The organism is Stenotrophomonas sp. K-6 (assembly GCF_056861555.1).
Window position 1 is genome coordinate 360,219 of record NZ_JBSPUC010000005.1, and the last position, 21,833, is coordinate 382,051.

The 21,833-nt window shown below is 67.7% G+C and carries 24 protein-coding genes; 13 read left to right on the forward strand and 11 right to left on the reverse strand.

The window, feature by feature from the left end; genetic code table 11:
* Nucleotides 1-45 precede the first annotated feature (45 nt).
* The 3 genes from AC13F7_RS16555 to AC13F7_RS16565 all read left to right on the forward strand — a co-directional run bounded on the left by AC13F7_RS16555 (nucleotide 46) and on the right by AC13F7_RS16565 (nucleotide 2,925).
* Nucleotides 46-696: an arylesterase gene (locus tag AC13F7_RS16555; protein WP_483002208.1), complete on the forward strand. Its 651-nt coding sequence runs from the start codon at nucleotides 46-48 to the stop codon at nucleotides 694-696.
* A gap of 77 nt (nucleotides 697-773) precedes the next feature.
* Nucleotides 774-1,487, forward strand: coding sequence for a response regulator transcription factor (locus tag AC13F7_RS16560; RefSeq protein ID WP_019182442.1), 714 nt, complete (start codon nucleotides 774-776; stop codon nucleotides 1,485-1,487).
* A 166-nt stretch (nucleotides 1,488-1,653) separates the two neighbouring features.
* Nucleotides 1,654-2,925 carry a sensor histidine kinase gene (locus tag AC13F7_RS16565; protein ID WP_481468737.1) on the forward strand — a complete coding sequence of 424 codons (1,272 nt, stop codon included), beginning with the start codon at nucleotides 1,654-1,656 and terminating at the stop codon, nucleotides 2,923-2,925.
* Between the two features lie 31 nt (nucleotides 2,926-2,956).
* Here AC13F7_RS16565 and AC13F7_RS16570 read toward each other — a convergent pair whose 3' ends face one another.
* The gene (locus AC13F7_RS16570) at nucleotides 2,957-3,664 is read right to left on the reverse strand and encodes an SGNH/GDSL hydrolase family protein (protein WP_483002210.1); all 708 of its coding nucleotides are present in this window, start codon (nucleotides 3,662-3,664) and stop codon (nucleotides 2,957-2,959) included.
* A 230-nt stretch (nucleotides 3,665-3,894) separates the two neighbouring features.
* On the opposite strand from AC13F7_RS16570, the gene AC13F7_RS16575 reads away from it, so the two are divergent.
* From AC13F7_RS16575 to AC13F7_RS16610, 8 genes are all read left to right on the forward strand, one after another.
* The gene (locus tag AC13F7_RS16575; protein WP_019182439.1) at nucleotides 3,895-4,275 is read left to right on the forward strand and encodes a diacylglycerol kinase; all 381 of its coding nucleotides are present in this window, start codon (nucleotides 3,895-3,897) and stop codon (nucleotides 4,273-4,275) included.
* A gap of 54 nt (nucleotides 4,276-4,329) precedes the next feature.
* Nucleotides 4,330-5,079 (forward strand): TerC family protein, encoded by a 750-nt coding sequence (locus AC13F7_RS16580; RefSeq protein ID WP_123728386.1) that lies wholly within the window; start codon nucleotides 4,330-4,332, stop codon nucleotides 5,077-5,079.
* Between the two features lie 111 nt (nucleotides 5,080-5,190).
* Complete coding sequence (locus AC13F7_RS16585; protein ID WP_483002213.1) at nucleotides 5,191-5,820, forward strand: LemA family protein; 630 nt, start codon at nucleotides 5,191-5,193, stop codon at nucleotides 5,818-5,820.
* 10 nt (nucleotides 5,821-5,830) lie between these two features.
* Nucleotides 5,831-6,715 carry a TPM domain-containing protein gene (locus tag AC13F7_RS16590; protein ID WP_483002215.1) on the forward strand — a complete coding sequence of 295 codons (885 nt, stop codon included), beginning with the start codon at nucleotides 5,831-5,833 and terminating at the stop codon, nucleotides 6,713-6,715.
* Nucleotides 6,715-7,203, forward strand: a complete 489-nt coding sequence (locus tag AC13F7_RS16595; protein WP_483002217.1) for a TPM domain-containing protein — start codon at nucleotides 6,715-6,717, stop codon at nucleotides 7,201-7,203. Before AC13F7_RS16590 ends, AC13F7_RS16595 begins: the two co-directional genes overlap by 1 nt.
* A gap of 84 nt (nucleotides 7,204-7,287) precedes the next feature.
* Nucleotides 7,288-8,178, forward strand: coding sequence for a prolipoprotein diacylglyceryl transferase (gene lgt, locus AC13F7_RS16600; RefSeq protein WP_483002219.1), 891 nt, complete (start codon nucleotides 7,288-7,290; stop codon nucleotides 8,176-8,178).
* Nucleotides 8,175-8,969, forward strand: a complete 795-nt coding sequence (locus tag AC13F7_RS16605; RefSeq protein WP_483002221.1) for a thymidylate synthase — start codon at nucleotides 8,175-8,177, stop codon at nucleotides 8,967-8,969. Before lgt ends, AC13F7_RS16605 begins: the two co-directional genes overlap by 4 nt.
* Nucleotides 8,970-8,980: 11 nt before the next feature.
* A complete protein-coding gene (locus AC13F7_RS16610; protein WP_483002223.1) occupies nucleotides 8,981-9,472 on the forward strand; it encodes a dihydrofolate reductase in 492 nt (163 codons plus the stop codon).
* Nucleotides 9,473-9,515: 43 nt separating this feature from the next.
* On the opposite strand, the gene AC13F7_RS16615 is transcribed toward AC13F7_RS16610, so the two are convergent.
* The 9 genes from AC13F7_RS16615 to AC13F7_RS16655 form a co-directional block, all read right to left on the reverse strand.
* The gene (locus tag AC13F7_RS16615) at nucleotides 9,516-10,550 is read right to left on the reverse strand and encodes a symmetrical bis(5'-nucleosyl)-tetraphosphatase (protein WP_481468752.1); all 1,035 of its coding nucleotides are present in this window, start codon (nucleotides 10,548-10,550) and stop codon (nucleotides 9,516-9,518) included.
* 13 nt (nucleotides 10,551-10,563) lie between these two features.
* Nucleotides 10,564-10,947, reverse strand: a complete 384-nt coding sequence (gene apaG, locus AC13F7_RS16620) for a Co2+/Mg2+ efflux protein ApaG (RefSeq protein WP_121042792.1) — start codon at nucleotides 10,945-10,947, stop codon at nucleotides 10,564-10,566.
* 123 nt (nucleotides 10,948-11,070) lie between these two features.
* Nucleotides 11,071-11,901: a 16S rRNA (adenine(1518)-N(6)/adenine(1519)-N(6))-dimethyltransferase RsmA gene (rsmA, locus tag AC13F7_RS16625; protein ID WP_152154483.1), complete on the reverse strand. Its 831-nt coding sequence runs from the start codon at nucleotides 11,899-11,901 to the stop codon at nucleotides 11,071-11,073.
* Complete coding sequence (gene pdxA, locus AC13F7_RS16630; protein WP_483002225.1) at nucleotides 11,898-12,878, reverse strand: 4-hydroxythreonine-4-phosphate dehydrogenase PdxA; 981 nt, start codon at nucleotides 12,876-12,878, stop codon at nucleotides 11,898-11,900. Before pdxA ends, rsmA begins: the two co-directional genes overlap by 4 nt.
* Nucleotides 12,879-12,881: 3 nt before the next feature.
* Nucleotides 12,882-14,231 carry a peptidylprolyl isomerase gene (locus AC13F7_RS16635; RefSeq protein WP_483002227.1) on the reverse strand — a complete coding sequence of 450 codons (1,350 nt, stop codon included), beginning with the start codon at nucleotides 14,229-14,231 and terminating at the stop codon, nucleotides 12,882-12,884.
* Nucleotides 14,228-16,690 (reverse strand): LPS-assembly protein LptD, encoded by a 2,463-nt coding sequence (lptD, locus tag AC13F7_RS16640; RefSeq protein ID WP_483002229.1) that lies wholly within the window; start codon nucleotides 16,688-16,690, stop codon nucleotides 14,228-14,230. The genes AC13F7_RS16635 and lptD overlap by 4 nt, the downstream gene beginning before the upstream one ends.
* Nucleotides 16,691-16,806: 116 nt before the next feature.
* Nucleotides 16,807-17,718, reverse strand: coding sequence for a histone deacetylase family protein (locus AC13F7_RS16645; protein ID WP_483002231.1), 912 nt, complete (start codon nucleotides 17,716-17,718; stop codon nucleotides 16,807-16,809).
* Between the two features lie 34 nt (nucleotides 17,719-17,752).
* Nucleotides 17,753-18,307, reverse strand: coding sequence for a cob(I)yrinic acid a,c-diamide adenosyltransferase (locus AC13F7_RS16650; RefSeq protein WP_481468761.1), 555 nt, complete (start codon nucleotides 18,305-18,307; stop codon nucleotides 17,753-17,755).
* An 18-nt stretch (nucleotides 18,308-18,325) separates the two neighbouring features.
* Complete coding sequence (locus AC13F7_RS16655) at nucleotides 18,326-18,910, reverse strand: hypothetical protein (protein WP_483002233.1); 585 nt, start codon at nucleotides 18,908-18,910, stop codon at nucleotides 18,326-18,328.
* Nucleotides 18,911-19,004: 94 nt separating this feature from the next.
* On the opposite strand from AC13F7_RS16655, the gene ubiH reads away from it, so the two are divergent.
* Together ubiH and AC13F7_RS16665 are read left to right on the forward strand one after the other, a co-directional pair.
* Nucleotides 19,005-20,210, forward strand: a complete 1,206-nt coding sequence (ubiH, locus tag AC13F7_RS16660) for a 2-octaprenyl-6-methoxyphenyl hydroxylase (RefSeq protein WP_483002235.1) — start codon at nucleotides 19,005-19,007, stop codon at nucleotides 20,208-20,210.
* A complete protein-coding gene (locus tag AC13F7_RS16665; RefSeq protein WP_483002237.1) occupies nucleotides 20,207-21,382 on the forward strand; it encodes a UbiH/UbiF family hydroxylase in 1,176 nt (391 codons plus the stop codon). The genes ubiH and AC13F7_RS16665 overlap by 4 nt, the downstream gene beginning before the upstream one ends.
* A 9-nt stretch (nucleotides 21,383-21,391) precedes the next feature.
* Here AC13F7_RS16665 and AC13F7_RS16670 read toward each other — a convergent pair whose 3' ends face one another.
* A complete protein-coding gene (locus AC13F7_RS16670; protein ID WP_481468767.1) occupies nucleotides 21,392-21,787 on the reverse strand; it encodes an EF-hand domain-containing protein in 396 nt (131 codons plus the stop codon).
* Nucleotides 21,788-21,833: the final 46 nt, after the last annotated feature.

The window sequence follows — 21,833 nt, forward strand, 5'->3', positions numbered from 1 at the left end:
GACGGGCGCGCTGCGGGGGGACAGGCTGTCGATGAGGATTCTCCAATGAACCAAGCAAGTGGAAAGGGCCGCGCAGCCTCGATGGGCTGGCTGCTGGCATGGTTGCTGCTGATGCCGATGCTGGCCTGTGCCAAAGGTCCGGACACCCGTGCGGCGGTGCTGGTGGTCGGCGACAGCCTCAGTGCCGCCCACAATATCCCGGCCGCGTCGGGCTGGGTAACCCTGCTTCAGCAGCGGGTCAAACAACAGATCACGCCGCCGCCGGCGATCATCAATGCCAGCATCAGTGGCGAAACCACCGCCGGCGCGCTGACCCGCCTGCCGGGCCTGCTGGAGAAGCACCGGCCGTCCGTGGTGGTGATCGAACTGGGCGGCAACGATGCGCTGCGCGGGCTGACCCCGGCCCAGCTGCGCGGCAACCTGGAAAAGATGATCGTGGCCAGCCAGAAGGCCGGCGCCAAGGTGCTGCTGCTGGGCATCGACGTGCCGCCCAACTACGGCCCGGCCTACCGCCAGCGCCTGCGCCAGACCTACGAAGAGCTGGCCAGACAGTACGACGTGCCGCTGCTGCCGTTCCTGCTCGAAGGCGTGGCCTTGAAGCCCAACCTGATGCAGGCCGACGGGCTGCACCCCACCGCGGCTGCGCAGCCGCAGGTGCTTGAGAACGTCTGGCCGCTGCTCAAACCCCTGCTTTGATCGGTGCATGAAGAACTTCACACCACGTCCACTGGCGATGCGGCATGTTTCACAAAGCTGAAGAAAGAGGGAATCCCATGCGTCAGACAAAGGAAACCTCCGGCCTGGTGCTGGTGGTCGAAGACAACCGTAATATTTCCGAGATGATCGGCGAGTACCTGGAAGGGCGCGGCTTTGAAGTCGATTACGCTCAGGATGGGCTGGACGGTTATCGCCTGGCGGCCGAGAACAGCTACGACGTGGTCGTGCTGGACCTGATGCTGCCGCGTCTGGACGGCATCGAAGTCTGTCGCCGCCTGCGCAACGACGCCCGCAAATCGACGCCGGTGCTGATGCTGACCGCGCGCGACACGCTGGACGACAAGCTCACCGGCCTGGGGTTCGGCGCCGATGACTACCTGACCAAGCCGTTCGCCATCCAGGAACTGGAAGCCCGCCTGCGTGCGCTGATTCGCCGCGAGCGTCGCCAAGTGGGTTCGGAAGTGCTCAAGGTCGCCGACCTCGTGCTCGATCCGGTCAGCATGCGCGCCACCCGTGCCGGGACCGAACTGCAGCTCTCGCCGATCGGCCTGCGCCTGCTGACGATCCTCATGCGCGAATCGCCGCGTGTGGTGACCCGCCAGGAGATCGAACGCGAGATCTGGGGCAATGGCCTGCCGGACTCGGACACCCTGCGCAGCCATCTGTACAACCTGCGCAAGATCATCGACAAGCCGTTCGACCGCCCGCTGCTGCACACCGTGCAGAGTGCCGGTTACCGCATTGCCGATATCGCCCAGCCGATGAGCTGATGGGCGGTCGATCGCCGCTCGGCCGCCTGCGGGTGGCGTGAGCGCCGATCCTCCGGGTTCCTCTGGCGCATGACGGCCCGGCATTTGCCGGGCCGTTGTCATGATTTGCACGATGGAATCACGACACGCTTACCTATAATCGCCGCGAACCGCCCTGGATCCCGTAATGCCGCACGGTCTGCCGCGCAAGATCCGTATCGTCTTCATTCTGCAAGCCGTGCTGGCCAGTCTGGGCATTCTGCTGGGCGCCTGGCTGGTGTCGTTGGTGATCAAGCACAGCCTGGTCAGCAGCGCGCTGCAGGAAGAGGCCGGTTACTACTGGCAACTGCACGAGGCCTCGCCGGTGCAGCCCCCACCCAATACCCAGAACATCCGCGGTTACCTGCTCGAAACCGGCCAATCCCCGCTGAGCCTGCCGGCCAATCTGCGCACGCTCACGCCTGGTTTCCATGAACTCAAGGACGACGATCAGCTGGTGCTGGTCGATGCGCGCCCGGAGGGTCGTCTGTACCTGGTGTTCCTGCGCTCGCGCGCGGAGATGCTGGCGTTCTGGTTCGGCATCGTGCCGGTGCTGCTGACCCTGCTGGCGGTCTATGGTGCCTCGTGGATCACCTACCGCGCCTCGAAACGCCTGGTGTCGCCGGTCAACTGGCTGGCCCGGCGCGTCTCGCGCTGGGACCCCGGGCATCCGGAAGCGGCCGATCTGGCGCCGACCAAACTGCCGGCCGACATGCAGGGCGAAACCCGCCAGTTGGCCGCCGCGCTGCATTCGCTGGCCACCAGGGTCACCGCGCACGTCGCGCGCGAGCGCAACTTCACCCGCGATGCCAGCCACGAGCTGCGCACCCCGCTGACCGTGATCCGCGTGGCCAGCGACATGGCGCTGGGCGACGAGGACATGACCCCGCGCCTGCGCCGCGGCCTGCAGCGCATCCAACGCGCCGGACGCGACATGGAAGCGGTGATCGACGCCTTCCTGATCCTCGCCCGCGAGGCCGACGTCGAGCCGCAGATCGAACTGTTCGACGTCAACGAGATCGTCCGCCATGAGGTGGACAACGCCCGCGAGCTGATCGCCGGCCGACCGGTGGAGATTCATCTGCACAGCAGCGGCCCGGTGATGCTGCACGCACCGCCGCGGGTGCTGCAGGTGGTGATCAGCAATCTTCTGCGCAACGCGTGCAGCTATACCGACGAGGGCCGGATCGACGTGGAGGTCGGGGAAGATCAGGTGGTCGTTCGCGATACGGGTATCGGCATGTCCGCCGAAGCGCTCAGCCGCGCCTTCGAGCCGTTCTACCGCGCCGAGCCCAGCCGCCCGCAGGGGACCGGGCTGGGTCTGTCGATCGTACGCCGGCTGTGTGACCGCTTCGGCTGGAAGATCGGCCTGACCAGTGAGCCCGGGCAGGGCACCCAGGCCACGATTCAGTACCGCTGAGTCGGGGAGGCGCGGCGCCTCCCGGCACGGCTCAGTCGCACTGCACCTTGGGCGCCAGCGCCGTGCGCCAGATCGCGTAGCCCTCGGGTTTCATGTGCAGCATGTCCTCGCGGAACAGCGCGGCGCGCGGCTGGCCGTCGGCGCCGAGCATCGGCGTATAGACATCGGTGTAGCCGGTGTTGGGCAGCGTGGTCAGCGCGGCCTTGATCAGCCCGTTGGCTTCCACCACCGCCGGCAGCAGGTTCGCGCGCGACGGGCTGGGCTTGATCGAGATGATCTCCACCGTGGTCTTGGGCAGGTCGCGGTGCACGCGGTGCACGAAGGCCACCACGTCATCGCGCACCTGGGCCGGGCTGCGGCCGCTGTTGAGGTCGTTGTCGCCAGCGTAGAAGAACACCTTGCACGGCGCATACGGGATCACGATGCGGTCGGCGTACCAGGTGCTGTCGCGCACTTCCGAGCCGCCGAAGCCGCGGTTGAACACCGGCTGGCCCGGGAAATCGGCCGCAAGGCCTTCCCACATGCGGATCGAGGAGCTGCCGATGAACTCGATGCCGCCGCGCGGCGGCGGGGTGACCGCGTCCTGGGCCGCGAACTGCGCCATGTCGCCGGCCCAGGCCACATTGGAGACCTGGGTCGGTACCTGCGGCGCGGCGGGGGCCGGGGTGCGTGCCAGGGCGGGCAGGGCAGCGCCCAGGGCAAGGGCGAGCAGAAGGGGACGGGCACGGCGGTGCAGCATGGACGACTCCTGTAATGGCACCCGAAGGCGCCCGGACGGGTAGGCAGTCATCATAGAAGCTGCCGCCGGACCGCGCTTTACCATAGGCGGGCGTTGGCCGCCTTCGACAATGCCCTGGCCGGCTTATGGCAAAATGCGTGATTGCCTGCCCCATTCAGCGATGCCCATGACTGTCTGCCGTGTGCTGTTCCTGCCGTTCCGGCCCGCGTTGCCGACCGGGGTGATTGCCCATGGCGGATGAAATCGGGCACCTGCCGCGCGGCCCCAAGCGCATCTTCAAGGCCGCGGTCTGGTCGTGGCAGGGCCTGCGTGCGGCCTGGCTGCATGAGTCCTCGTTCCGGCTGGAGGTCTACCTGCTGATCGTGCTCGCCCCGCTGGCACTCTGGCTCGGCCAGACCCCGGTGGAGCGTGCGCTGATGATCGGTTCGGTGCTGCTGGTGCTGGCCATGGAACTGGCCAACTCGGCGATCGAGGCGGTGATCGAACGCTACGGCGCGGAGTTCCACGAGCTGGCTGGTCGTGCCAAGGACATGGGCTCGGCCGCCGTGTTCGTGCTGATGATGAACGTACTGGTGTGCTGGGTCCTGATCCTGCTGCCGCAGATCTTCTGACATACCACTTCTGACGCGTCACGCGCGTCATCCCCCCTGTAAGGATGGAAGTCCATGTTTCTTGAGCTGTTGTCCGACCCCAATGTCTGGTTGACCCTTCTGACGCTGAGCGCACTGGAAATCGTGCTGGGCATCGACAACCTGGTGTTCATCTCGATCGCGGTGAGCAAGCTGCCCGAGGCGCGTCGTCCGTTCGCACGCAAGCTCGGCATCGCCGTGGCCTGCATCACCCGCATCCTGCTGCTGGTGTCGCTGGCCTATCTGGCACACATGCAGGCCAACCTGTTCACGGTGGCCGGGATGGGCATCTCGATCCGCGACCTGGTGCTGATCGTCGGTGGCCTGTTCCTGATCATCAAGGGCGGCATGGAAATCCGCGAGCTGATCACCGGCGGTGAGGACGAAGATCCGACCACCACCAAGGCCTCTGCCGTGTTCGGCATGGTCATCGCGCAGATCGCCATCATCGACATCGTGTTCTCGCTGGACTCGGTGATCACCGCCGTCGGCATTGCCGAGCATGTGCCGGTGATGGTCGCCGCGATCCTGCTCTCGGTCGCGGTGATGCTGCTGGCCGCCAACCCGCTGGGCCGCTTCATCGACGCCAACCCGACCGTGAAGATGCTGGCCCTGGCCTTCATCCTGCTGATCGGCGCGGTGCTGATCCTCGATGGCCTGGACGTGCATGTGCCCAAGCCCTACATCTACGCCGCGATGGGCTTCTCGGTGCTGGTGGAATGGTTGAACCTGCTGATGCGCCGCCGCGCCGTGGCCCACCACGTGCCGGGTGCCGGCAACTGGTAAGAAGGTGGGGGAAGCGGCAGCCCCCTGACTCAGGGGGCGTGGCTGGTGACGCCGGCTTTACTGCAGACGTGGCATGCTCCGGATCCCGTTCATCGAGATCCGGAGCCGGCCATGCGATCGTTCTCCCGTTTGTTGTGCCTGGCCGTGCTGGCCTCCCTGTTGTCCGGTTGTGGCTACAACGCCATCCAGCAGAAGGATGAGCAGGTCAAGGCCGGTTGGGCCGAGGTGCTCAACCAGTACAAGCGCCGCGCCGATCTGATCCCCAACCTGGTGCAGACCGTGGAAGGCTATGCCAACCAGGAACGCCAGGTCCTGACCGATGTCACCAACGCCCGTGCACGCGTGGGGCAGGTCAACGTCAACGCCGACGATGCCGACTCCCTCAAGCAGTTCCAGCAGGCCCAGGGCGAGCTGAGCGGTGCGCTGTCACGCCTGCTGGTGGTCACCGAGAACTACCCGAACCTGAAGTCCGACCAGGGCTTCCGCGATCTGCAGGCGCAGCTGGAAGGCACCGAGAACCGCATCACCGTGGCGCGCGGCCGCTATATCCAGATGGTGCAGGACTACAACACCTACATCCGCCAGTTCCCTCAGGTGATCACCGCCAAGCTGTTCGGCTATGCGACCAAGCCGAACTTCACCGTGGAAAACGAAGCGCAGATCTCGCAGCCGCCGGCGGTCAAGTTCGGTTCGCAGCCGCCGGCGCCCGCGCCGCAGCCGCAGCCGCAGCCGGCGAACTGAGCCGGTGACCATGCGCCTGCTGCGCTGCCTGTTGCTGCTCTGCCTGGCGCTGGCGTTGCCTGTCTGGGCGCAGACCCAGGCGGCGATCCCGGCGATGTCCTCGCCGGTGGTCGATACCACCGGCACCCTGGATGCGGCCCAGATCCAGGCGCTGGCGGCGCAGGCCTTGGCCTTGCAGCAGCGCAAGGGCAGCCAACTGCAGATCCTGATGGTGCCGACCACCGCGCCGGAAACCATCGAGCAATACACCCAGCGCGTGTTCGAGCAGTGGTCCATCGGCCGCAAGGGCGTGGATGACGGCGTGCTGCTGGTGGTGGCCAAGGACGATCGGCGGGTCCGCATCGAGCCGGGCTACGGCCTGGAAGGCGCGATCCCGGATGCGATCGCCAACAGGGTGATCCAGGAGTACCTGGCCCCGCGGTTCCGCACCAATGACTACGCCGGCGGCCTGACCGACGCCAGCGCCGCGCTGGTGAAGCTGATCGACGGCGAGGCGTTGCCCGCCCCGGTCAGCACCCACCGCGCCACCCGCAACCCGGATGGCGACGGCTGGACGTTCGCCTTGGTGATCGGCTTGTTCGTCGGCAGTTTCCTGCGCGCCATCCTCGGCTGGTTGCCGCGGCCGGTGCGCGCGTTGCTGGGCGGCGGCGGCGCGGCGGCGGTCGCCTTTCTGTTCACCTCGCTGTGGCTGGCCAGCGGTCTGGCCGGGCTGATCGGCCTGTTCGTCGGCCTGTCTTCGGGCAAGGTCGGCCGGTTCGCCCGCAACAGCGGGTGGGGCGGGGGCGGATGGGGCGGCGGTGGCTTTGGCGGAGGCGGCGGCTTCGGTGGCGGTGGAGGCGGCTGGGGCGGTGGCGGTGGACGATCAGGAGGCGGTGGCGCCTCGGGAGGCTGGTGATGCGTTGGTGGCGACACCTTTTCTCGCCGTCGATGGCGCGCGCGTTTCCGCCAGCGCGGCTGCAGGCCATCACCGAGGCGATCACCGCCGGTGAGCGCCGGCATGGCGGGCAGGTGATGTTCGCGGTCGAGGCCGACCTCTCCCTGCTCGCGTTGTGGCAGGGCGTAAGTCCCCGCCAGCGTGCGGAGCAGGCCTTCGCCCAGCTGCGCACCTGGGATACCGAACACAACAACGGCGTGCTGATCTACCTGCTGCTGGCCGATCACGCCATCGAGCTGGTCGCCGACCGCGGCCTGCGCGGGCACATCGGCGAGGCGCAGTGGCAGGCCATCTGCGCGCACATGCAGCAGCGGCTGCGCGACGGGGCCCTGCAGGAGGCCGTGCTGTTGGCCATCGAAGAGGTCTCGGGCCTGCTGGCCGGGCACTATCCGCCGGTTCCGGGGTCACACGATGACGGCCTGCCGGACACGCCGCAGATGCTGGGCTGAAGCCCGGCAATCGGGCGATCGGGGCCGCCGTGAGGCCGCTCCCGCGCGGCGCTAGAATATCGGCATCCCTGCAAGGCGCCCTTCATGATCTATTTCCACGATATCGACCCCATCGCCATCTCGCTCGGGCCGATCAAGGTGCACTGGTACGGCATCATGTACCTGCTCGGCTTCACCGCCGCCTGGTGGCTGGGGCGCAAGCGGATCGCGCCCGGGCGCCTGCCGGGGGTGGATGCCAATGGCTTCTCCGACCTGCTGTTCTACGCGATGCTCGGCGTGGTCGTCGGTGGCCGTGTGGGCTACATGCTGTTCTATGCCACCTCTGAATTCCTCCACAACCCGCTGCTGCTGTTCAAGGTGTGGGACGGCGGAATGAGCTTCCATGGCGGCCTGCTTGGCGTCCTGTTCGCCGCATGGTGGTGGTCGCGCAAGCACCGTCTGCACCTGTTCGACACCCTGGATTTCGTCGCCCCGCTGGTCCCGCTGGGCCTGGGCTTCGGGCGCATCGGCAACTTCATCGGCGCCGAGCTGTGGGGCAAGTACACCGATGGCACCTGGGGCGTGGTGTTCCCGAGCGGCCTGCCGGCGCCGTTGAATGGCTTGGACCTGGCCACGCTGAAGGCCGAGTTTGCCACTGGTGCGCTCAACCAGTACGCCCGCCATCCCTCGCAGCTGTATGAGGCGGTGCTGGAAGGCCTGGTGATGTTCGTGGTGCTCTGGGCGGTGTCGGCCAAGCCGCGCCATCGCTATGTGATCGCGGGGCTGTTCGCGCTGATGTACGGTATTTTCCGCTTCGCGGTGGAGTTCGTACGCATGCCCGACAACGGCGTCTACCTCGCCTTCGACTGGTTCACCCGTGGCCAGCTGCTGAGCCTGCCGCTGGTGGCCTTTGGTCTGGTGCTGCTGGCGCTGTCGCGCCGCGCACCGGTCCTGCAGCCGGCGCTGCCGGCCGCCCCTGAAGGTGCCAAGGCATGAAGGCCTACCTGGAGTTACTCGAGCATGTGCTGGAGCACGGCGCGGAAAGGTCCGATCGCACCGGCACCGGCACGCGCAGCGTGTTCGGCTGGCAGATGCGTTTCAACCTGGCCGACGGCTTCCCGCTGGTGACCACCAAGAAGCTGCACCTGCGCTCGATCATCCATGAGCTGCTGTGGTTCCTGAAAGGCGATACCAATATCGGGTACCTCAAGGACAACCAGGTGCGGATCTGGGACGAATGGGCCGATGCCAACGGCGACCTTGGCCCGATCTACGGCAAGCAGTGGCGCAGCTGGGCCACCGCCGATGGCGGGGCGATCGACCAGATGCAGTGGCTGGTGGACGAGATCAAGCGCAATCCGGATTCGCGCCGCCTCGTGGTCAGCGCCTGGAATGTGGGCGAGCTGTCGCAGATGGCGTTGATGCCGTGCCACAACCTGTTCCAGTTCTATGTGGTGGACGGCAAGCTCAGCTGCCAGCTCTACCAGCGCAGCGGCGACATCTTCCTCGGCGTGCCGTTCAACATCGCCAGCTACGCGCTGCTGACCCACATGGTCGCGCAGGCGACCGGGCTGGGCGTCGGTGATTTCGTGCATACCCTGGGCGATGCGCACCTGTACTCGAACCATTTCGAACAGGCGCGCGAACAGCTCGCGCGTGAGCCGCGCGCGCTGCCGACGCTCTGGCTGAACCCCGAGGTGACCGATCTGTTCGGGTTCCAGTTCGACGACATCCGCATCGATGGCTACGACCCGCATCCGGCCATCAAGGCGCCGGTGGCGGTGTGAGCGGCACGCGCATGAAGCTCTCCCTGATCGCCGCGCTGGATACCGACCACGGCATCGGCCGTGACAACGACCTGCCGTGGAAGCTGCCCGACGATCTCAAGCGCTTCAAGGCGTTGACCGTCGGCAAGCCGATCCTGATGGGGCGCAAGACCGCGCAGTCGCTGGGCCGCGCTTTGCCCGGCCGGTTGAATCTGGTGCTGACCCGCAGTGGCCAGGTGCCCTTCGAGGGCATGCAGGCGGTGGGCTCGATCGAGCAGGCGTTGCAGGCAGCGGCGCAGGCGGAGGCGGAAGAGCTGTGCGTCATCGGTGGCGGCGAGATCTATCGCCTGGCCATGGCCCAGGCCACCGATCTGCACCTGACCTGGGTGCAGACCACCGTGCTGGCCGATACCCATTTCCCGCCCGTCGATCCGGCCCTGTGGGTGGAGGTGGCGCGCGAACATCACGCGGCCGACCAGCGGCACGCGTTCGCGTTCGATTTCGTGGATTATCGCCGCGCCTGAGCCGGCGGTGCACGCAGGCCGGTCGTGCTGACCGGCCTGCGGATCATTCTGCGTCGCTGGTGACGTCGTTGTTCTGCGGCTGCTGCTGCGGCGCTGGGTTCTGCGCGGGCTTCGCGCCACCGCCTTGTCGGCCCTGGCCACCACGCCCACGGTCACGCCCTTGGCCTTGCCCCTGGCGCGGAGGCCGCCCGTTCGGCTGTGCCCCCCCCTCGGCGGTCGGCCGCCGTGCTGGTGGACGCGGCGCGGACACCGGTTTGGGCACATCGCGGCCCGGGACCTGCACCACGCGCAGTTCCTCGGTATCCAGCTGCAGCGCGGTGAGCTTGCCCCCCCAGACCGCGCCGGTATCGATCGCGTGCACGCCCTGGGTGATGGTCAGGCCGAGTGCCGACCAGTGCCCGCAGACGATCTTCAGATCGCGCTCGGCGCGGCCCGGTACTTCGAACCAGGGGTACAGCCCCTGTTCCTGCGTACCCGGCGTGCCCTTGTCTTCGATCCCGATCCGGCCCCGTGGGGTGCAGTAACGCATGCGGGTGAACAGGTTGATGATCGCGCGCGAGCGGTCGTAGCCCGCCAGCCCGGGGGACCAGCTCGGCTTGTCGCCGTACATGTTGCGGAACAGCTTGCGATAGCCGCTGCCGTGCAGCTGCTGCTCGACCTCGCGTGCATGCTTCTCGGCCAACTGGGTGGTCCACTTCGGGGCCAGCCCGGCGTGGATCATCATCCAGCCCAGCTCGCGGTCCACATGGGCCAGCTTCTGCATCCGCAGCCATTCCAGCAGCTCGTCGCGGTCCTCGGCCTGCACGATGCGCAGCAGGTCCGGGTTGACCTTGCGCTGCTCTTCCTCGGTGCGTGCACCGACCGCGAGCAGGGACAGGTCATGGTTGCCCAGCACGATCACGCTGCTCTCGCGCAGCGAATGGACCAGGCGCAGGGTTTCCAGCGACTGCCCGCCGCGGTTGACCAGATCGCCGCAGAACCAGAGCGTGTCGACGGCGGGGTCGAAGTTGATTTTTTCCAGCAACCGCTGGGTGACGTCGTAGCAGCCCTGCAGGTCGCCGATGGCCCAGACACTCATGCGTGCGCCTCCATCAGTGCAGTGTGCGCGGAACGGTCAGGACGAACGGCGCGATGGGGGCGGCGAACTCGGTGCCGTCGTCGGCCACCATGTCGTAGTGCCCCTGCATCGTGCCGTGCTCGGTCTCCAGCATGACACCGGAGGTGTAACGGAAGTCTTCACCGGGGCGCAGCCGAGGCTGTTCGCCGATCACCCCATCGCCGTCGACATGCTCGATGCGGCCATTGGCATCGGTGATTCGCCAATGGCGGGCCACCAGCCGTGCCGCGACGCGGCCCCGGTTGAGGATGCGGATCGTATAGGCGAACGCGTAGCGGCCGTCCTCCGGGGTGGACTGGTCATCGAGGAAGCGGGGGGCGACCTCGACGGAGATCGCGTAGTTTGCAGCGTCGTTCATGCAGGCAGTTTAGTGAATGTTGTGCACGTTGAGATGAGTGCTGCCCAAGCTGGCAGCGCCCCCGTCATGGATGTCAGGCGGTTCTACGTGCGCGCGGCCGGAGAGGGCCGCGAGGTGACGCGCTCATCCTTGCGGCGCGTCCGCCTCGTACGGGACGTTGGCCAGGGCGATGAACTGCGCCACGTCCAGCTGCTCGGCGCGGGCATCGCTGCGCACCCCGGCCGCCTCGAACTGCTCGGGCGTGCACACGTTCTGCAGCGCGTTGCGCAGGGTCTTGCGACGCTGCCCGAAGGCGGCCTTGACCACGTGGGCGAAGCGCTTGCGGTCCAGGATGCCGACCGTGGCCGGATCCCGTGGCACCAGCCGCACCACCGCAGAATCGACCTTCGGCGGCGGACGGAACGCACCTGGCGGGACCACGAACAGCGAGGTGACCTTGCAGAACGCCTGCAGCATCACGCTCAGCCGGCCATAGACCTTGCTGCCCGGATCGGCGGCCATGCGGTCGACCACTTCCTTCTGCAGCATGAAGTGCATGTCGGTGATCACCGCGGCGTGGTCCAGCGCATGGAACAGGATCGGCGAGGAGATGTTGTAGGGCAGGTTGCCGACCAGACGGATGGGGCTGCCGGCGGCCAGCTCGGTGAAGTCCACCTGCAGCACGTCGCGGTGGATGATGGTCATCTCGCCCAGCGGTTCGGCGGCGGCGGCCAGCGGGCCGACCAGATCCCGATCAAACTCGATCACGGTCAGCTTCGGGTGGCGGCGCAGCAGCGGCAGGGTGATGGCGCCCTGGCCCGGGCCGATCTCGACCAGCCGGTCGCCGTCTTTCGGGCTGACCGCCAGGACGATCTTGTCGATGTAGCTGCGGTCGGCGAGGAAGTGCTGGCCGAGCTGCTTCTTGGCGGGGCCGGAGAAACCGGGGGCGCCGGAGGAGGAGTACGAAGAAGTCATGACACCAGTGTACGTTGGCGCGCCAGCCGGGCGCACAGCGCGGTGGCAGCGAGGAGGCTGGAAGGGTCGGCCACGCCGCGGCCGGCCAGATCCAGGGCGGTGCCATGGTCGACCGCAACGCGCGGGTAGGGCAGGCCCAGGGTGATGTTGACGGCCTGTTCGAAGCCGCTGTACTTGAGCACCGGCAAGCCCTGGTCGTGATACATCGCCAGCACCGTGTCGAACCCGGCCAGCTTGGCCGGCAGGAAGGCCGTATCGGCCGGCAGCGGTCCGACCAGGTCCATGCCCTGGGCGCGCAGGCGCTCCAGCAGCGGAATGATCAGGTCGAGTTCTTCCCGGCCCAGATGGCCATCTTCGCCGGCATGGGGGTTGAGCCCAAGCACGGCGATGCGCGGCGAGGCCAGGCCGAAATCCCGCTGCAGGGCGTCGTGGACGATCTGCAGGGTCAGCGCCAGGCCATCGGCGGTGATCGCATCGGCGACCGCCCGCAGCGGCAGGTGGGTGGTCGCCAGCGCGACCCGCACGATGTCATTGGCCAGCATCATCACCACCGGGGTGCGGGCCTGGTCGGCCAGCAGTTCGGTGGTGCCGCTGTAGGCGATGCCACCCTCGTTGATGACCGCTTTGTGTACCGGGCCGGTGACCACGCCGGCCAGCTCACCGGACAGGCAGGCCTGGCCCGCCAGCCGCAGTGCGCCGATCACCGCCCCGGCGTTGGCCGGGTCCGGCGTGCCGAAGCGCGAGGACACCGCATTGGGAACTGCGCGCAACGGCAGATCGCCCGGCTGGCGGGCGATGGCGTCTTCAGGCAGGAGCTGCAGCGGCAGCGACAGCGCCGCGGCCGCGGCGTGCAGGGTATCCGGGTCGGCGAAGGCCAGCAGCCGGCAATCGATGCGCGGCTGCTGGATCAGGCGGAGGCAGAGCTCCGGGCCGACCCCCGCCGGCTCGCCCGGGACCAGCGCGAGCTGCGGGAGCATCGATCAGGACTGGGGCGGAGTGGAGGCTGCGGCGCCACCAGGCGTGTTGCCGCGCATGTCCACGTAGGCTTCGCCACGCAGTTCCTGCAGGAAGCGGTTGTACTCTTCCTCCAGCTTGCGGCGGCCGATCGTTTCACGGATCTGGGCGCGCTGGTTGTCGGTGGTGGCATCGGTCTGGCGCGTGGCGACGCGCTGGACGATGTGCCAGCCGGCATCGGTGCGGAACGGCTGACTGATGCCACCGTCGGCCACGCCTTCAACCTGCTTGCCGAAGTCCGGACCGAACGCATCGACCGGGAACCAGCCCAGATCGCCGCCCTGGCCCTTGCTGTTGTTGTCTTCAGAGGATTCCTTGGCCACCGCGTCGAACTCGGCGCCGCCGACGATGCGGGCGCGCAGGGTATCGATCTTGGCCTTGGCCGCGGCATTGTCCTGCTGGTCGGTGACGCGGACCAGGATGTGGCGGGCGTGGTACTCGGTGATGCTCTGACCACCGCCGGCGGTGGCATTGGCGTCACGCACCTCGACCAGCTTCAGCAGCTGGAAGCCGCTCGGGCCACGCAGCGGACCGACCACGTCGCCGGTCTTCATGTCTTTCATCATCTGGGCGAACGCATTCGGGATTTCATCCAGCGAACGCCAGCCCAGGTCGCCGCCTTCCAGCGCGTTGGGGCTGTCCGAATAACGGACCGCCGCGGCGTTGAAGTCGATCTCACCCTTGTCCAGCAGCGCCTTCACGCCATCGGCCTTCTTCTGGCCGGTGGTGATCTGCTCGGCGGTGGCCCCTTCGGGCAGGCCGATCAGGATGTGCGCCAGGTGGTACTGGGTACCGACCGTGGCCTGCTGCTTGAGCGCGCCGTCCACTTCGCCTTCGCTGACCGAGATGCGGCTCTGCGCGAAGCTCTGGCGCAGGCGCTGCACGGTGATCTCGTCACGGACCGAATTGCGGAAATCGTTGAAATCCAGGCCGTCGCTGGCCAGCCGCTGGCGCAGGGCATCCAGGGTGGAGCCGTTCTGCTGGGCGATGGCGTTGATCGCCTGGTTCAGTTCCTGATCGCTGACCTTGATGCCACTGCTCTCGGCGCGGGCGACCTGCAGCTTGACCAGCACCAGACGCTCGAGCACCTGGCGGTTGAGCACGTCATCGGGCGGCAGCTGGTTTTCGCGACCGGCGTACTGCGCTTTGATGTTCTGGACGGCACGGTCCAGTTCGCTCTGCAGCACGACGTCTTCGTCAACGATGGCGGCAATGCGGTCCAGCGGCTGGGACTGCTGGGCCAGCACCTGCAATGGCGCGGAGACGGTAGAGACCGCGAGCAGGGAGGCGAGTAGGACGGGAAGGGTCTTGGTCATGGGATCTGGTTCGGATCGTAGTCGTCGCGCGTGGGGGCGCCCGTGTTGCTGGGCGGCACGAGATAGAGGTCGTCTCGGTAGTACCCGAGAATAGCACGGCGCAAAGTGCGGTCCGTGTTCTGGCCGATGGAGCTCAGGCCCTTGAGCACGAACTCGATCTGGAAGGAATTATTCAACTCACCTTCGCGGTTGCGCACGTAGCGGCGGGCCAGGGCGCGCACGGCCAGGCAGCAGCTGTCCCACTGCACGCCACCGATGATTTCCAGCGGCGCTTTCTCTGCGATGGAGTAGTAGTAACGGCCCACCACGCTCCAGCGCTCGTTGATCGGGTACAGGAAGGACAGGTCTGCCTGTTCCAGCAGGGTGCGCTCTGCCTTGGTCGCCGCGCTCGAGGCGGCCGCATTGATGCGGTAGCGGTAGGTCAGGTTGATGATGCCATCGTTGGACATCAAGTAGCGCGCACGCACGCTGGCCAGATCCTCCCGCTTGTACTTCGGGTCCCACTGGTAAGTGGCGCCCAGGTTCCAGCGGTCGTTAATGGCGTAGTTGGCATCAGCGATCCAGGCCGACTTGCCCTGCTCCACCTGCGAGGTGGTACCGGGCAGCCTCACCCGCGAATCGTCGAAGTACAGGATCTGGCCGATGCTGCCGGAGAAGCGCTCACGGCCGGTTTCCTGGTTGATGAAGCGCGTGCTCACCGCCATGGTCAGCTGGTTGGCGTCGTTCTGGCGGTCCGCACCGGTATAGCGCGAATCGCGGAACAGCTGGCCCCAGCTGAAGGTGAAGTCGCGCGTGTCGAAGATCGGCAGGTCGTCCTGGTCGCGGTACGGCGTGCGCAGGTAGAACAGGCGCGGCTCCAGCGTATGCAGGTAGGAGGTGCCGCCGATCTCGGTTTCGCGGTCGAAGAACATGCCGGCGTCGAGGCTGGCGATGGGCACGCTTCGGTGCGGCGAGGTGTTGCCGCGCAGCTGCTCCGGGGTAGCCGTGGTCGGGTCGATACCCGGCGTGTCATAGAGCATCCGCAACCGGGTCTGGTCGGCCAGCCCGCGGTCCAGCTCATACCCCGTGTAGCGGTAGGCCAGCGTCGGGGTGACATACCAGGACGCGCCGGCGAACGGCAGCGTCACATATGGCTTCACGTCCAGGCGCGAGCCGTTGTACATCGGGTAGACGTCGCCAGTGCGCACATATTCGCCATCGGCGTCGGTCGTCTTTTCATTGATGTCGTCGTGGGTGAAGCGCACTGCTTCGGCATATACACCTACTTCCAGCCACGGCAGCAGCGGCTTGTCCCAGTTGAAGTACGCGCGCGGCTGGCGGGCATACGGAAGCGCGCCTTCGGTGAGCGTGTAATCGGTGAGCTGCCAGTAGTCGGCCATCAGGCCCGCGGTCCAGTTCTCACCGGTGCCGTAAAGCCCCACTTCGCTGTGCACGGTTGATGCGGTCACGCCAAGCAGCTTGCTGGCGAAATCCTCGGTATAACGCTCATCGCTGACCCAGGCCAGATTGGCGCGCGCCTGCCAGTTGGCATCGATGTTGTGGTAGCCAAAATACTGGACCTGGCCGCGATCCTTGTCGCGCAGCTTGTCGTTGGGCAGATAGGAGGTAACCAGTTCGCCGCGACCGCCGCCGTACAGGTAGCGGAACTCGTTGTTCAGCATCAGGCCGCGCTTGCTCATGTAGCGCGGCGTCAGTGTGTCGTCGTAATTCGGCGCCAGGTTGAAGTAGATGGGCTGCGCGTAGTCGAATCCGTTGCGCCCGGACAGGCCGAGCTGCGGGTAGAGCAGGCCGGTCTGGCGGCGATCATCGATCGGGAACTTGAAGTACGGCGCCCACAGCACCGGCACCTTGCCGATGCGCAGCACGGCGTTGCGCGCAGTACCGAAGCCGGCGTCGTTATCGACCTCGATCTGCGGCGCCGAGAGCTTCCACACCGGTTGCGAAGGATCGCAGGTGGTGTAGGTGGAACGATGCATCTGGCCGACCGCACCCTGCAGGTCGATCGATTCGGCACCGCCATTGCCGCGGCGGGACACCAGCTGGTACTGGATGTCGCTGATCTTGTGGGTGTCGCTTTCCTGGTTGCCCTCGGCGCGACGGGCCTTCATCCGGATCGAGGAGTCCTGGTAGCGGACGTTGCCCTCGGCGACGTAATTGCCGCTCTCGGTATCGAAGCTCAGGTTGTCGGTCCCCAGGAACTGGTCACCGCGCTTGAGCGCGACATTGCCCTGGTAGTTGGGCACCACGGAGGTGCCGGTGAGTTGGTCACCCTCGATATCGGTCGGCTGCTGGTCACGCGTGGCGGCCGCGGCTTTGTCGGCCTTGGGCGCATCGTCGAAGACGGGCAGCACGTCGGTAACCGGGCACAGGCCCCAGTTCACCGGCTTGTCGTCGGCCAGGGCCGGCAGGCAGATGGCGATACTGAGGGGGAGGGGCAGCAGGCGGAGGGCTCGGCGCACGCGGTATCGGATTCGGGCGAAAACGGATCGTAGCTTGCCCCATCCCTTGCATAGGGGCAATGAAGGTCGCACCGACGCAGGGGGCCGGGTTCATTCACCGCCCGGAACGGGCGGCCTCAGCGCAGCTGTCCGACGTGGGCCACGCTGCACTCGGCCAAGGCCTGCAGGTCGTATCCGCCCTCGAGCATGGAGACGATCCGGCCGGCGCCGTGGCGCCGGGCCAGGCCGCGCAGCTCGGCGGTGATCCAGGCGAAATCCTCGGTTTCCAGCATGAGGTCGGCCTGCGGGTCGCGCATGTGCGCGTCGAAGCCGGCCGAGATCAGCAGCAGCTGGGGCCGGAAATCGTCGATGGCCGGCAGCATCTCGTCGGCCCAGGTGTTGCGGAAGCGGAAGCCGCCACTGCCCGGCGGCAGCAGGATGTTCATCAGGTTGCCCGCCCCGCGGTCGCGACGCAGGCCGGAATTGGGGAACAGGCCGGCCTGGTGGGTGCTGTAGTAGGCCACGCCGGGATCGGCGATGAAGATGTCCTGGGTGCCGTTGCCGTGGTGGACGTCGAAATCCACGATGGCGATCCGCTCCAGCCCGTAGCGGTCGCGGGCGTAGGCGGCCGCGATGGCGATGTTGTTGAACAGGCAGAAGCCCATCGCCGTGCTGGCGCTGGCGTGGTGGCCGGGTGGGCGCACCGCGCAGAACGCGACCGGGTCACTGCCGAGCATCACCGCATCGACGGCCGCCACCCCTGCACCGGCTGCATGCAGGGCCGCGCTGGCCGAGCCGGGCGAGGTCATGGTGTCCATGTCGATCAGACGCAGCGGCTCGGTCTGCGGCATGAGCACCAGATCGATCAGCTCGCTGTCGTGTACACGGGCCAGCTCGCCGAGCTTGGCCGGCGGGGCCTCGCGCCAGTCCAGCTGGTCCGGATAGGCCGCCTTGAGTGCATCCAGCACCCCCTGCAGGCGGGCCGGGCATTCGGGATGGCCGCGGCCGGGATCGTGTTGCAGACAGGCGGGGTGGGTGAAAACCAGCATGCGGGCAGAATATCCGGTGGGGCGGCAGGGCCGCTCAGGCGTGGCGGCGCTCGTGGCGCCAGAGCACCTCGCCGTGGCCGTCGGCGCGGGCCAGCACGCGCGCGAGCACGAACAGCAGGTCCGACAGGCGGTTGAGATAGTGCAGCGCTTCCGGGCGGACCGTCTCCTGGCGCGCCAGCGTGACCGTCTCGCGCTCGGCGCGGCGCACGATGGTGCGGGCCAGGTGGCAGCGTGCGGCCGCTTCACCGCCGGCCGGCAGGATGAACTCCCTGAGCACCGGCAGGTCGGCGTTGTAGTGGTCCAGCTGTTGCTCCAGCGCGTCGATGTCGACGGCGTGGATGGCGGCATGGCCGGGGATGCACAGCTCGCCGCCCAGATCGAACAGCTGGTGCTGGATCACCGTCAGCAGCGTGCGCACATCGTCCGGAAGCCCGACGGCCAGCAGTACGCCCAGCGCCGAGTTGGCTTCATCCACCGTCCCGTAGGCGGCCACCCGGGCGTCGTCCTTGGCCACGCGGCTTCCATCGCCCAGGCCGGTGCTGCCATCGTCACCGGTGCGCGTATAGATACGGGAAAGGCGGTTGCCCATGGGGGAGCCCGGCCGCGCTCAGTGCAGCACGTCGCGGCGCGCCTGGAGCAGCTTGCCGACCTGCTCGGTCGCCAGCTGCAGCGCCGCGGCCAGGCCGACGTAGACCGCTGCGGTGCACAGGTACGGCAGGAACCAGTCGCCATAGTTCTTTGCCCAGCCATCGACGGTAGGGGCGGCCACGCTGTCGCTGGTCCAGTAGAAGCCGCCCTGTGCGAAAAGATGGCAGACCGCCACAGCGGCGACCAGCAGCAGGGCGCCCTTGCCCAGCGCCGCCCAGGTAGCACCGTGGTAGCCGCTGCGCAGGAGCATGCCGCCGCTCCACATCGCGAAGTACGCCGGAAGCAGCATCCAGTAGCCGGGGGAGACGCAGTAGTGCTGCCAGAAGTCCAGCCCGCTGCGGCGGATCACGATCCAGTCGACCAGCACCGCCAGCGCCATCAGCAACGGGAACGCCCAGCGGGTCCACTGGCGCAGGTAGAAGCCGCCGATGAAGAACACCGCCCAGGACGCATCCGGAATCGCCGCGAAATGGTTGACCCGCGTGGCCGCCATCAACAGCACGAGCACGGACAGGACGAAGGCGCGTTGGGCAGTGGAGGTCATGGCGGTGACGGATGAGGGCAGGCGTTCATTCTAGCGCCTGCTGCGGCAGCCCGCCGCACGCCGCCGGAACGGGCGAACCCTTATCATGGCGGGCATGAGTGAACGACATGATGTAGTGATCGTAGGCGGCGGGCTGGTGGGTGCCAGCCTGGCCATCGCCCTGGACCGTGCCGGCCGTGATGTCGGCCTGGTCGAGGCTTCGCCGCTGGGCACGCTGCCGGCGGTGTTCGACCAGCGCAACCTCAGCTTCGCCGCCGCGACGGTCAATGCGCTGACTGCCCTGGGCGTAATGCAGAAGCTGACCGGTGCGCCCGGCGCGATCACCCGTATCCATGTCAGTCGCGCCGGCGATTTCGGCCGGGTGCAGATGGAGGCCGCGCAGTACCAGCGGCCGTGGTTCGGGCAGGTGGTGGTGGCCCGCGACTTCGGCCAGGCGCTGGAGGCGCGGCTGGACACGCTGACCCACCTGACCCGCTATCGCCCGGCCCGCTTCGTGCGCCTCGGCGAGACGGTGGACGGCTATCGCCAGGTCTTCATCGCCGATGAAGGTGGCGAGCGTTGCCTGTTGGCGCGCCTGGTGGTGGGGGCCGACGGCACCCGCAGCGGTGTGCGCGAGGCCCTGGGCATCGAGGTGGACGAACATGATTTCGAGCAGACACTGTTCGTCTCGCGCGTGCGTGCCGCCCGGGCGCCGGATGGCACGGCCTACGAACGCTTCACCGACACCGGCCCGACCGCATTGCTGCCGCGTGGCGACCGTCACTTCGGCGCGGTGCACGGCGTGGCCCGTGACCAGGCCGAGGCGGTGATGGCGCTGGACGATGCGGCGTGGGTCAGCCGACTGCAGGGCGCAATCGGCTGGCGCGCCGGTCGGCTGCTGGAGAGTGGGCCGCGCAGCGCCTACCCGTTGATCCAGGTGCTGTCGCGGGCGCTGGTTGGCGAACGTGCAGTGCTGCTCGGCAATGCCGCGCAGACGATTCACCCGCTGGGTGCGCAGGGCTTCAACCTGGGCCTGCGCGATGCGTTGACGCTGGCCGAGCTGATTGCCGAGGCCGACGATGTCGGCAGCGATGCGCTGCTGCAGCAACACGTGACGCGGCGTATCGAAGATCGCGAGCAGACCATCGCCTTCTCTGGTGGGCTGGCGCGGCTGACCAGCAACCCGGCGCCGCTGATGCGACCGCTGCGTTCGCTGGGCCTGCTGGCCGCCCAGGCGACGCCGATGCAGTCGATGCTGGTCGGCGGCGCGATGGGCTTCCGCGGCCAGGTGCCGGCGCTGTGCCGCGGGGGCGGCCTGTGAGCCGCCGCCCGCAGGATGTGGTGGTGGTCGGCGGCGGTGTGGTCGGCGCAGCCTGCGCGCTGGCCCTAGCCGATGCCGGGCTGTCGGTGACGCTGGTTGAAGGCCGGGAGCCAGCCGCCTGGCAGCCGCAGCAGCCGGATCTGCGTGTGTATGCCTTCGCGCCGGACAATGCCCAGCTGCTGGCAGCGCTGGGCGTGTGGCCGGCGGTGACCGCCGCGCGTGCCTGTGCCTACCGCCGCATGCGGGTCTGGGACGCGGCCGGTGGCGATGAACTGCGCTTCGATGCCGATACGCTTGGCCGCGAGCAACTGGGTTGGATCGTGGAGAACGATCTGCTGGTGGACCGCTTGTGGGCGGCGCTGCCGGCTGCGGGTGTGCAACTGTGTTGCCCGGCGCGGGTGGAAGCGCTGGAACAGGATGCCAACGGGGTGCGCCTGCGCCTGGACGACGGCCGTCGGCTCGAGGCCTCGCTGGCCATCGCCGCCGACGGCGCCGAATCCACCCTGCGCCAACTGGCGGGCCTGGAGGTCAGCCGGCATGACTACGCCCAGCGCGGCGTGGTTGCCTACGTGGATACCGAAAAGAACAATGAAGCCACTGCGTGGCAGCGCTTCCTGGTGACCGGGCCGCTGGCGGTGCTGCCGATCAGCGCGCAGCGCAGTTCGATCGTGTGGACGCTGCCCGATGCCGAGGCCGAGCGCGTGCTGGCACTCGACGAGGCCGCCTTCGGCCGTGAGCTCACCCATGCCTTTGCCGGCCGGCTGGGGGCGATGAGACTGGCCTCCAAGCGCGCCGCTTTTCCGCTGCGCCGACAGCTGGCCACGGGTTACGTCGCTGGCCGCGTGCTCGCGCTCGGCGATGCGGCGCACGTGGTGCATCCGCTGGCCGGGCAGGGCGTCAATCTCGGCCTGCGCGATGTCGCCGCATTGCGGACGATGGTGCTGGCCGCACAGCAGCGGCGCCAGGACTGGATGTCACCGCACCGCCTGCAGCGCTGGGCACGCGAACGCCGCAGTGAAAACACCGTCGCTGCGTACAGCTTCGATGCGATCAACACGGTGTTCTCCAACGATGAAATGCATCTGACCCTGGCGCGCGGTCGCGCGCTGGGCTGCGCCGGCAAGCTGCCGCCGCTGGTGTCCATGTTCTGGAAGCGCGCGGCGGGGCTGTGACCGGCGCGCTCAGTCGATCAGCCAGCCGGCCAGATCGGCGCGGTCCAGCTTGCCGCGCCGCGTCACGTCCAGCGCGTTGAATTCATCGGCCAGCGTCGGGTTGGCCTGCGCCTCGGCGCGGCTGATGAAGCCATCGCCGTCGACATCCAGCGCCGCGAACGCGATGCGGTACTGGCCGACCACGCTTACCGGCTGCACCGAACGCACCGTTACTGCTGCTTCGCCGGCGGGTGCGGCCAGCGTCACCTGATGGGTCACCTCACCCTGCGAGAGCGGCTGCGCGCGCACGCTGGCCGGTACCTCCCGCAGCGGTTCGCTGACCGCCGCAGGCGGCGTGCGGACCTGGGCCAGGGCAAGCGTGGGCAGCAACGTCAGCAGCAGGGTGAGGCGGGATCGGCGGCGCATGGAAACTCCGTATATCTGACGTGGGGGCGCCGGGTGCCCGGCGCGT